Annotated in this window: 11 protein-coding genes; 3 read left to right on the forward strand and 8 right to left on the reverse strand. The window is 33.6% G+C overall.

Annotated features, from left to right (window positions below; translation table 11 throughout):
- Positions 1–171 precede the first annotated feature (171 nt).
- The 4 genes from J2X17_RS05475 to J2X17_RS05490 form a co-directional block, all read right to left on the reverse strand.
- Positions 172–1,191: an alpha/beta fold hydrolase gene (locus J2X17_RS05475; protein ID WP_310295432.1), complete on the reverse strand. Its 1,020-nt coding sequence runs from the start codon at positions 1,189–1,191 to the stop codon at positions 172–174.
- A gap of 157 nt (positions 1,192–1,348) precedes the next feature.
- Positions 1,349–1,762: a cupin domain-containing protein gene (locus J2X17_RS05480; RefSeq protein ID WP_310295435.1), complete on the reverse strand. Its 414-nt coding sequence runs from the start codon at positions 1,760–1,762 to the stop codon at positions 1,349–1,351.
- Between the two features lie 72 nt (positions 1,763–1,834).
- Complete coding sequence (locus tag J2X17_RS05485; protein ID WP_310295437.1) at positions 1,835–3,136, reverse strand: epoxide hydrolase family protein; 1,302 nt, start codon at positions 3,134–3,136, stop codon at positions 1,835–1,837.
- Between the two features lie 300 nt (positions 3,137–3,436).
- Complete coding sequence (locus J2X17_RS05490; protein ID WP_310295439.1) at positions 3,437–4,180, reverse strand: SDR family oxidoreductase; 744 nt, start codon at positions 4,178–4,180, stop codon at positions 3,437–3,439.
- A gap of 501 nt (positions 4,181–4,681) precedes the next feature.
- On the opposite strand from J2X17_RS05490, the gene J2X17_RS05495 reads away from it, so the two are divergent.
- Both J2X17_RS05495 and J2X17_RS05500 read left to right on the forward strand, forming a co-directional pair.
- Positions 4,682–5,035: a winged helix-turn-helix transcriptional regulator gene (locus J2X17_RS05495; protein WP_310295441.1), complete on the forward strand. Its 354-nt coding sequence runs from the start codon at positions 4,682–4,684 to the stop codon at positions 5,033–5,035.
- Between the two features lie 220 nt (positions 5,036–5,255).
- On the forward strand, positions 5,256–6,863 hold the full coding sequence (locus J2X17_RS05500; RefSeq protein WP_310295443.1) for a class I SAM-dependent methyltransferase: 1,608 nt from the start codon (positions 5,256–5,258) through the stop codon (positions 6,861–6,863).
- Positions 6,864–6,933: 70 nt separating this feature from the next.
- On the opposite strand, the gene J2X17_RS05505 is transcribed toward J2X17_RS05500, so the two are convergent.
- Both J2X17_RS05505 and J2X17_RS05510 read right to left on the reverse strand, forming a co-directional pair.
- Positions 6,934–7,386 carry a hypothetical protein gene (locus J2X17_RS05505; RefSeq protein WP_310295445.1) on the reverse strand — a complete coding sequence of 151 codons (453 nt, stop codon included), beginning with the start codon at positions 7,384–7,386 and terminating at the stop codon, positions 6,934–6,936.
- Positions 7,387–7,568: 182 nt separating this feature from the next.
- Complete coding sequence (locus J2X17_RS05510; RefSeq protein ID WP_310295447.1) at positions 7,569–8,204, reverse strand: hypothetical protein; 636 nt, start codon at positions 8,202–8,204, stop codon at positions 7,569–7,571.
- Positions 8,205–8,702: 498 nt separating this feature from the next.
- Between J2X17_RS05510 and J2X17_RS05515 the strand changes: the two genes are divergently transcribed.
- Positions 8,703–9,299 carry a hypothetical protein gene (locus J2X17_RS05515; RefSeq protein WP_310295449.1) on the forward strand — a complete coding sequence of 199 codons (597 nt, stop codon included), beginning with the start codon at positions 8,703–8,705 and terminating at the stop codon, positions 9,297–9,299.
- A 188-nt stretch (positions 9,300–9,487) separates the two neighbouring features.
- Here J2X17_RS05515 and J2X17_RS05520 read toward each other — a convergent pair whose 3' ends face one another.
- Both J2X17_RS05520 and J2X17_RS05525 read right to left on the reverse strand, forming a co-directional pair.
- Positions 9,488–10,591 carry an AI-2E family transporter gene (locus J2X17_RS05520; RefSeq protein WP_310295452.1) on the reverse strand — a complete coding sequence of 368 codons (1,104 nt, stop codon included), beginning with the start codon at positions 10,589–10,591 and terminating at the stop codon, positions 9,488–9,490.
- Between the two features lie 42 nt (positions 10,592–10,633).
- Complete coding sequence (locus J2X17_RS05525) at positions 10,634–11,320, reverse strand: ion channel (protein ID WP_310295454.1); 687 nt, start codon at positions 11,318–11,320, stop codon at positions 10,634–10,636.
- Between the last annotated feature and the right edge of the window lie 26 nt (positions 11,321–11,346).

The raw sequence follows: 11,346 nt of genomic DNA on the forward strand, positions 1-11,346 counted from the left end.
TCTTTACTCTTTACTCTTTACTCTTTACTCTTTACTCTTTACTCTTTACTCTTTACTCTTTACTCTTTACTCTTTACTCTTTACTCTTTACTCTTGACTCTTTACTCTTGACTCTTTACTCTTTACTCTTTACTCTTGACTCTTGACTCTTGACTCTTGACTCTTGACTCTTTACTCTTTACTTTTACCCAAACCATCTACATCAATAATTGCTTGTGCAAATGCTTTTGGGTCTTCTTGTGGTACGTTGTGCCCGATACCTTTAAGAATTCTATGCTCGTATTTTCCTGTGAATTTATCTCTGTAAGCTTTTCCATCCGCGAAAGCGCCATCAAAATCACTTCCTATGGTAATTGTTGGGACTTTAATTGCAGGTCTTGCTGCCAAACGTTTTTCTAAATGATCATATTTAGATTCTCCCGCTTCAAGAGATTGTCTCCATCTGTAATTATGGATTACAATTGCTACGTGATCCGGATTATCAAAAGATTGCGCTGTTTGATCGTAAGTGGCTTTGTCGAATTTCCATAAAGGAGAAGCTATTTGCCAGATTTGTTTGTTAAACTCGTAGGTATTTTGAGCGTATCCTAATTTCCCTCTTTCTGTAGCGAAATAATATTGGTACCACCATCCTAATTCCGCTTTTGGAGGTAATGGTTTTAAATTGGCCTCTAAATTTACAACCAAATAACCACTTACTGAAACCAATCCCTGTAAACGTTCTGGCCAAAGTGCTGCCATAACTACCGCTGTTCTTGCTCCCCAGTCGAAACCGCCAATAATTGCTTTATCAATTTTTAGCGCATCCATCAAAGCGATAATATCACTTGCCAAAGCTGCTTGTTGTCCGTTTCTGAAAGTATCTTTTGAAAGAAAGGTTGTAGTTCCTGATCCTCTTAAATACGGTGTGATTACTCTGTAGCCTTTTGCAACTAAAATGGGAACCACTTCATTGTAACTGTGAATATCATAAGGCCAACCGTGCAGCAAAATTACCGGAGTTCCGGTTGAAGGACCTGCTTCTGTGTATCCTACGTTTAATAATCCTGCATTGATTTGCTTTAATGTCCCAAGAGATGGATTTACTGATTGTGCATTTACAGCTGTCATGGCAAAGAAAAGAACTGCGATTAAAAATATTTTAGAAGTTAAAGCTGCAATACTGTTTTTGATTTTTGATATTGTTTTCATAATTTCTGATGTCTTAATTATTTGATTATTAGTTAATTTCTTCGTCAAAAGTATTTCGATAACCTTCTTTATACAATCAGAAAAGAGCTCAAACGGACGAAGTAAATGGTGAAACGGACAGACTGAAAGTTAAAAATCCTACTGTCTGATGAATGTTTTACTTTTTCAAAACCAGCACGGGTTTACCTTTTTCCACGATATAAGTTGCCAATTCTGAAGCTTTTGCATTAGTATTATTTCTCGCTGAGTGAACTACGCCTGCAGGAATAAAAAGTACCTCTCCAGCTTTTAGCGTCACTGGTTTATCGTCATTAACCTGATATTCTAATGAACCTTCAAGCACATAAATAACTTCTTCACCAGGGTGAGAATGCTTTCCGAAAGCACTATGTGCATCAAAATCGATTTTTGCCTGTACGGTTTCGTATCCTGGAACGCCAAGGTCATGTTTTTGTAAATCGGTTCGTTTTATACCAGTTTGTGCGGCAATCTGATTCGGAATTAAAAAGGCAATTATTCCTAAAATGATAATAGCTACTACTACCCATGTTTTGTTTTTCTTTGGTTCCATAATTTTATTATTTAGTTGATTAGTAAATTAATTGCCTGACAGAATTTCAAACCTATCAGGCAATAGGTTTTATTATTTTCTTAATGATTTAAAAGCGGCGCGAAGTTCAATAGTGAAAAGTTGTGGTTCTTCCCAGGAAGCAAAATGTCCTCCTTTGTTTACTTCATTGAAATAAATCAGGTTTTTATAGGCTTTCTCAGTCCAGCTTTTTGGTGCCTGATAAATTTCGCCCGGAAATACGGTTACCGCAACCGGAATCTTAATCTCAGTTGTTCTTTGTTCAACAACATTAAAATTATTTGTGTTATTCTCCCAATATAAATTAGCAGATGAATTGGCTGTATTTGTTAACCAATACAATGAAATATCGTCCAGCATTTCATCTTTGGTAAGTGATTTTTCAGCATCACCTCCACTATATGTCCATTCGTTAAATTTGTCTAAGAAAAAGGAAGCCAAACCTACTGGCGAATCTGTAAGACCATATCCCAGAGTTTGAGGTCTCGTTACCATCATGCCGGCATAACCACCGCCTTTTGTGTATAATTTATTTAATGATACAAAAGCCGCTTTTTCTTTTACTGATAATCCTGCAGGTACCGGATCACCATCTTTAAGTGCTTTGGCAACATCTGCCGGAACCGTAGCAGGCATATTTACGTGAATGCCCAACAATCCTTCTGGTGCCTGACGTGCCATGGCATCTGCAATTACAGACCCCCAATCACCGCCTTGAGACACATAATGTGTATATCCTAAACGTTTCATCAGCACATCCCAGGCAGTTCCAATTTTTTCTGGTCCCCAACCTGTTCCTTTTGGTTTTTCTGAGAAGCCATAACCCGGCATTGAAGGAATAACTAAATCAAAAGCATCTTCGGCTTTTCCACCATAAGCAGTAGGATCAGTTAATGGACCAGCCACTTTTAAAAGTTCAAAAACAGAGCCTGGCCATCCGTGAGTGATGATCAAGGGCAAAGCATTTTTATGTTTTGATTTGATATGGATAAACTGAATATCCAATCCATCGATGTTAGTTACAAATTGAGGCAATGCATTTAGTTTGGCTTCGGCTTTATGCCAGTCATAATCGGTTCCCCAATATTTTACCAGTTTTTGAATTTGGGCCAATTTTACTCCCTGAGATTGATCTGTAACCGTTTCCTGTTGTGGCCATCTGGTAGCATTTACACGATTTTTAAGATCTGTAATGGCTTCCTGATTTACACTAATATGATACGGACGAATAGCTTCTGAATCTTTTGTTGTTTGAATTTGTTTTTTCTGTCCAAAGCTGGTAGCAGCTACCAATATAAAAGCTCCTGTTACCATTGCATTTAAGAAGCTGTGTTTGTTTTTTTGAATTGTTTTCATTTTTTGACTTTTAATTTATTTGATTATCAGTTAATTTCTTCGTCAAAAGTATCCCGATAACAGTTCTTATAGAATCAGAAAATAGCCGAAACGGACAAAGTGAGAAGTAAAATGGACAAGGTGAAATGTGAAATGCTTTGCTGCTTAACCGCAAGGTGCGCAAAGCTTATAGCACGATTTTATAAAAACGCAAAGATCGCAAAAGCTATGAGATGATAGCTTTGCGACCTTTGCGTAAATCTTAGCGCACTTTGCGGTAAAACGATTCCAACCTGAAACTTGAAACCTGAAACAAAATATTTAAGCCAAAACCATTCCGCCATCCATAATAAAATCGGCTCCGGTGATGAATTTTGAAGCTTCACTGCTTAAATGCGAAACCATTTTGGCAACATCTTCTGAAGTTCCCATTTGTTTTAGGGGAATTCTATCAACCACAACATCCATAATCGATTTTACAGTTGTTTCATCTAAACCGACTTTTTTCATGACTTCTGTTTCTGTTGGGCCGGGACTAACCGAATTCACTCTGATTTTTCTTGGTGCCAATTCCACAGCCGCTATTTTCATTACTGCATTAAGTGCAGTCTTACTTGAAGAATAAATAGATGATCCTGCTCCACTCATGCTTGCAGTATTAGAAGAAAGAAATACTACGGATGCGCCATCTTTCAGAATCGGAATAAAACGGCTTAAAGTAAAATACGCTCCTTTTAAATTAATGTTCATTATATCATCGTATAGCGTTTCTGTTGCCTGTTCTATTGTTCCTAAACCTGCGATACCTGCATTGATAAAAAGAATATCAACTTGTCCAAAATCTTCTTTTACTTTTGAAGTCAGATTTTCAATGTCTGAAATTCGGGATTGATCTGCAACAATAGCGTTAACTTCCAATTCTGAAGCGGCTTTTTCAATTGCTTCTTTTCTTCTTCCGGTAATGATAACCGTTGCGCCTTGTTCTTTTAATTGTTTGGCTGTTGCGTAACCAATTCCGCTATTTCCTCCGGTAATTACGGCTACTTTATTTTTTAAATTGTCCATTTTTTATGTTTTTAAATTAACGGTACAAATTTAAATTTGAATAGACATTACTTTTTCAACGGTATCATGGAGTATACTGCATATTTTTTCTTTTACCATATAAGTGATATAAGAGCATATTACAGTAACTCTTAAGCTGCTATGTATAAAAGTCGAGGTCATATAAGAAAAGCTTATGATTTTTTTCCACCATATAAGTGATATCAGTTCATATTATAGCAACTGGTTTAGCAACTTTTATAATACTGATCAAGATCATATAAGAAGACAGTAATGAATATCTTAGAACTTAAAATAAATACGATAAAAATTACTCTTCATAAGCCCAGCTTAAATGAGCTCATCCGCAAAGATTACTCAAACTAACCACAAAGTTTAAAATGAACTGATATCACTTATATGGTGAAAAAATTACGCTCCAACAAACCACAAAGTTTAAATGAACTTATATAACTTATATGGTGAAAAAATTATTTATATCTTAGTGTTAAATTAATACCAATGGCAAGAAATCAGAAAGAAGAATTTCAGGCACTTCAGGACACTTTGTATGTTTTAGGCGGTAAATGGAAATTGCCTATTATCAATTCTATTTGTAATGGAAATACAAGATTTAAGGAAATTCAGCAAAGTATACCAGGAATTACTTCACGTATGCTTTCGAAAGAATTGAAAGATATGGAACTTAATAATTTGGTTAAGAGAACCGAAAACCGCGATGCAAAAGTGCCTATACTTTATGAATCAACTGATTATTGTAAATCTTTTGGACCTATAATTACCGAAATGATCAATTGGGGAATATCACATCGGGAGCATATTCGAAATAAGCAGAGTAATTCTTTGATTCGTTAGCAAATTTTTACCATTTTCAGGTTTAAACGATATTATGAAAAACATTTTAACAACCATTAAAGTCAATAAGAATCAATTTTAAAAAAAACTATCTTTATATAAACGAAATATTTACAAATGAAGTTTTAAACTAGTGTAAGGTAAATTGCAGAATTTAGATGCAAAAAAACTTATATGTCCTCACTTAAAAATCAATATTTTTTTAGCAAGCTTTCATTTTATGACTAATAAATCACAACTTCGGAGTTCCATTTTCAGACATCTTGACGGCTTAGCTGTTGCCCCGGTTGCCATAGCCCTAAAAAATCATTCCGTTCTGGAATTTATCCTAAATAAGAAGAAAATACAATTAAGTGAGCTTGTAACTGTTTTTAAAGCTAATGAAGGTTATCTTAATGTTGGTTTGAGGATTTTGGCTTCTCAGGGTTTTTTAGATTACGAAGTTGATAACAAAACACAGGAAATAACAGTCCTGGTAAATGAAAATACAAAAATAGCCTTTTCAATGTTTCATCTTTATGAAGATGTTGTTGATTTACTTCAATTTTCTACTCAGTTTCACCCGCGACTCTTTGAAAATGAGCCCTTTGAAAAACTTAATATAATTTTTGAAAAATACACTAGAAAATATGGCATTGAACCTTCCGATGACATACGTACCAAGACAATTCACTATCAGATTTTACAACATATAGAAGGGCATTTGATTGGGCCAACCATAGTCCGTCTGGCGATGAACGGGATGTTTCATAAATATTTTATGGAAACTTCCTTCAGACCGGAAGAGTTTCATAAATCTCCTGAAAATTTTAAAAAAATATTAGACTTTTTTGTACATCTTGGATGGTTTTTAGAAAAAAATGGCAATTATCAATTTACTGAAATGGGCTTGTTTTTTGCCAAAAGAGCCAGTGCCTATGGAGTTACAGTTTCATATTTACCAACTTTTGCCAAAATTGAAGAATTAATTTTTGGTGACCCGAATGTTTTAAGAATGATAGCAGATGGTGAAAACGAAATTCATGTTGATCGCGAAATGAATGTTTGGGGAAGCGGCGGTGCGCATGATACTTATTTTAAAGTTGTAGATGAGATAATAATAAAGCTTTTTAACCGCCCAATTGAAGAACAACCTAAGGGAATACTAGACATGGGTTGTGGTAATGGTGCTTTCCTACAGCATATTTTTGAGGTAATTGACAGGCAAACATTACGAGGAAAGATGCTTGATGAGTATCCGTTGTTTCTGGTTGGGGCAGATTATAATCAAGCCGCCTTAAAAGTAACCCGGGCCAATCTTATTAAGGCAGATATTTGGGCAAAAGTAATCTGGGGCGATATTGGACGCCCAAATATACTCGCAGATGATCTGAAAGAAAATTACAATATTGATCTGAAAGATTTACTCAACGTAAGGACTTTTTTGGATCATAATCGAATTTGGAAAAATCCGAAACATATCGATGAAAACCGGGTTAGTAAATCTACTGGCGCATTTGCCCACAGAGGAAAAAGAATAAGCAATAACCACATAGAAGATAATCTCCTGGAACATTTGCAAAAATGGTCACCTTATGTTCGTAAATTTGGTTTGCTTTTAATTGAATTACATACTATAAATCCAAAACTTGCAGCCAGTAATTTAGGAAAGACTCCTGCAACAGCTTATGACGCAACTCATGGTTTTTCCGATCAATATATTGTTGAGATAGATGTCTTTAATAATGTTGCTTCAGAAGCAGGATTGTTTCCGGACAAATCAATTTTCAAGCGATTTCCAGATGCTGATATCGCCACCGTAAGTATCAATTTATTAAAAGGAAATTAAAAAGTTAGCGAAATAAAAAACCTCCGAAATCAATGACTTCGGAGGTTTTTTATTGGTCTATATTATAATATTACATTTCATTCAAGTCGTTGAATTCATGTAAAGATTTTAATGTGCTTTCGTAAAATAAAATTGCAGCGATCAGGTTTCCCTTATCAGAATAAGGCATCATTTTTCTCTGAAAATCTACTGTTGTATCTAAGAAAATTGTTGTACCAGTGGCCTGGTTATCCAATACTTTTTTATGCTCACTATCGTCTGGAATCCCTAAATCAGCCATCGTAACACCCGGTTTAGTAACCAGAGCAATGTACGGAAGCGTTTTTACTAAAACTTTAATACGTTCAATATACAATTCTAAAAGCTCACCTTTTTGCATACCACTCAATTCTTTTTGGTCATGGTATTTACGTATAAGAGCTGTTGTACTAATAATACTTCTAGGAGCATTTTTTGCCTGTGCTGAGATTGCACCAGTTGTCAAGAAAAAAAGGATACTTAGTAAAATAATGTTGCTTTTCATTTTCTTAATAGATTTGGTTGTTGGTATAGCAAAAGTATATAAATTAACTTAAATTACAACTTAATTAATTTCTTTTTTAGTTTGATAACTAGTATTATAACATTCACTCACGCTGTGTAGGTTAATTATAACAGTAGTGCGAAAAAAATAACTATCAAGTTTCTCGTTTATTTCATTCTTTCTTATGACTTAATTATTCTAAAACGCCCCGGATATTTTATCCATATACTTTTTTTATTGCCATAATAGTCCATAAATTCTTCACAAACGAAAACTGCGTGAGCGGTCGACCATGCAACAACTCCACAGTATTCACTTCCAGATTCACGTTTTAACTTTTGTATTTCTTTACCTTCTTTAAAACCTAAATACTTATAAATTGTCGGGGTATATACTTCTCCCTCTTCTAAATCTTCTAATGCTTTATCAAATGTTGACTTTTTATCAATAATTTGTTTGTATTTTGCCATGACTGCGTATGTCAGTATTGCATAGTTTTTAATTTTTTCACTATCACAATTTTCCTTAATATAGACGAAATCAGCAGATAATTTAGCTTCATTTATTTCATCACTTTTGAGATTAAATGATGCATTATTTTTTAATGTTATTTTATACAAACTGTCATTTAATTTTTCAGTTATAAAAAGATTATCTAATCCATAAACATTTAAAGAAGCTTTAATAAAAGCAATAGATGAACAATTAGTGCGTTCACCCTGCTTAAAGCTTTCGAAAATTTTATCTGAACTTAATTGTGAGTACGAATTTGAATAAACAAATATTAAAAATAAAAATATTGAAGAAACAGATTTCATTGCTTTTTTTAGATTTTATAATTAATTCCCAATTTGTTTTTGGGAATATCTAGATTTTACAAATCTATAAAAATCAAATCACAGTTATCTTTTTTTTACTTCTTAAATTTAATCAATAATTAAAGTCTCTTACGTGTTAAATATCTTTTACTGGATTTGGATAATTTTTATTTTATTAAATATTGAATTTTAGATAGCAGGGGATTTATTTGACGAAAGCATTCCTCCAAAATAAGATTCCCTCCTTCATTAGTTGCTGTGATGGTATAAATTTCGTTTTCTTTTGCTTCAAACAGTACTCCGAATATAAGCCCGGTATTTGATTACCGGTTTATAAACAAACCTATAATATTACCAAGTATTTTAACAAGAAAAAAACATATAATAAGATTAAAAAATATAGAGGCATAATTTACATAATCTATTCTAAAAGACAATAAATACTATATTTAAATGTTATTACTATATACATGTTAATACTGTTTATTTTAAATTATTATGAAAAGAATTTTGTTTTTGATTACCATAGCTAGTATTTCTTTACAGGGATTTGCGCAAGATGAACTGAATAAAAACCATCAGTCAATCCAGTCAAAAAATCCAGAAAAGAAAGAAGTTTTACCCCCAGCAGAAGCTTTGCCAAATGAAGAACCTCCAGCACTTGCAAAAGATCCGATGGTACTGAAGATCAATCCGGATGAACTTTTTAACAATAACATTTTTTATAAAAAAGAAGCCAATAAAGAGGGAATTTTTTATAGAAGAAACGAATATTTAGGGGGCTTCATAACAAAATCCTTCACTTCTACCATTCGTTACAGAGATGCTGCTTTTGTAGATGGAGATAAGATTAAAGTCTATCTGAATGATAAAGTTATTGAACCTGAAGTTCTCCTTGATGGAAGTTATAAAGGATTCAAAATAAATTTAGTAAAAGGAATCAATAAAATTGATTTTGAAGCTTTGAACGAGGGTTCCGCTTCACCTAATACCGCCGAATTTCAGGTTTATGACGACAAAGGAGCCGTTATCGAGTCTAGCCAATGGAATGTTGGAACTGGATATAAAGCTGTTATTATTTTATATAAAGAATAAAATATATAAAGAATAAAAAACGATTAAAAATTGTTTCAAATAATAGGCAAATAGTCTTAGGAGTTTTTTTATGCCTGCCTAATCCATTGGAGAGGCATTTTAAAAATTTAAAATAAAATCATCAAAAACAAAAAATCCCATTTTATAACGAAATGGGATTTTTTGAATATCATAATTATAAATAAAACTTAATCAATCGTTGGTGTTTCAGGATCAATAATTACAGGTTGAGGAGCAACATGATGATTATCATCCAACCATGCAATAAACAGCTTGTAACCAATTGAGAATATAATTGGACCAACGAACAAACCTATAAACCCAGACATTATAAATCCGCCAATTACACCTAAAAAGATAACGAGCATTGGTACCAGCGCCCCTTTTCCTAATAAAAGCGGTTTCAAAACATTATCAGAAAGTCCGCTGATTACAAAAAATATTGTCCACCCTATTGCATAACCCGAATCGCCTGTCGAAAAAAGATATACAATAACTCCAATATTAATGATAATTGGCCCGATTTGTAAAATCGAAAATATAAGACATACTAAAGTTAATAGTCCAGCGTATGGAATATCTGCTAAAAAAAATCCAAAAGCCTGAATAATAGTCTGAATAATCGCAACTCCCAAAATCCCTTTTACCACCTGAAATACAGTTGATACTGAAATTGTCATAATTTCATCTGCTTCGTTTCCGGCAACTTTTCTAAGCAATTTCATCAATAAATTTTTCCCCCCGGGCGTCACAAATAAAATTCCCGCAATAATTACAGATAAAATAAGCTGTAAATACGCCATTCCTGAAGTTACAACACTTCCCATAAGTCTTGATGTAACATCTTTTATTTGTTCCTGATATTTAATAATACCTTGTTGCATATCTGTGGACATTGCCAGCAAAAACTCATACAAAGGCTTACCAATTACGGGCCATTCTCTGATTGACGGGCCTGGTGGACTAATTTTGAGCGTGCCGGCATCAAAACTGTTTTTCAGTTCTACAAAATTTGCTGTTGCAGCATTTAAGGCGTAAATTACAGGTACCAACATGATTGCTATTATAGCAAGTGTGATGATTATGGCTGCCAAAGTTTTTCGTCCTTTTAAGATCCTTTGCAGAAAATCAAACAAGGGGAAAAATGCTACAGACAAAATTGCCGCCCAAAGAATTGGCATAAAAAAGGGCATCAGTAATTTGATACAAAACCCCACAAGCAGGAAGATAAAAAATAACTGCAAAATAGTGTCAAAGAGTTCTTTTCGTTTATTCACATTCGATTTTTCCATTTTAATTTATTTTTAGATATACAATTGATTTATATGATTAATTTACTTGTTTAAAGAAAAATTGGCATTTCCTACGAGTCTTCCAATCAGGATTACCGGGTACAAAATACCTGTTAAAACTTCTACCTGAACCAGAGAACGGGCAAAAGGGTGAATAGGTACTATTTCTCCATAACCAGTCGAAGTAATAGTAATATAACTGAAATACAAAAAATTGCTCTGCTCGCTGCTCATTGTAAATGGAGAAACCGCCATTTGAAACGAGCCTTCGATGTGCCTGAAAACAAATAAATAGACAACACACCAAAGATTAGCCAATAACATATACACGACTATCGAGCCTATAATACGGTAAATTGTGACAGGTCCGGGCTCCAGTACCTTTATTAATACTAATATGATCAGAAGCAACATGATGGCTACCGATAAAATAAGATCTGCAAATACAACAATGGGAATTATCGTAAAAAAAGCAATCCATTGTACGACTACAAACAGAATAGGTATAATGGAAAGACGAATAGTTTGCTCTTTATTTTTTGAAAGTGAAAAAATACCCGCAAAAAGAAACAGTATCCAGAAAATATTCAAAATCACCATAAACCGCGAATAACTCCCAAACAACGGAATTACTATAAAATGCATGACAAAAAGCAATACAAACATGCTGCTGAATCCACTTTCTTTAGTCCATAAATGATATAAAAAGCGATCTTTTTTTAGTTCCATAATAATTCATATTGTTGATTAAATAA

It is taken from the genome of Flavobacterium aquidurense, from assembly GCF_031458035.1.
In the GTDB taxonomy this organism is placed as follows: domain Bacteria; phylum Bacteroidota; class Bacteroidia; order Flavobacteriales; family Flavobacteriaceae; genus Flavobacterium; species Flavobacterium aquidurense_C.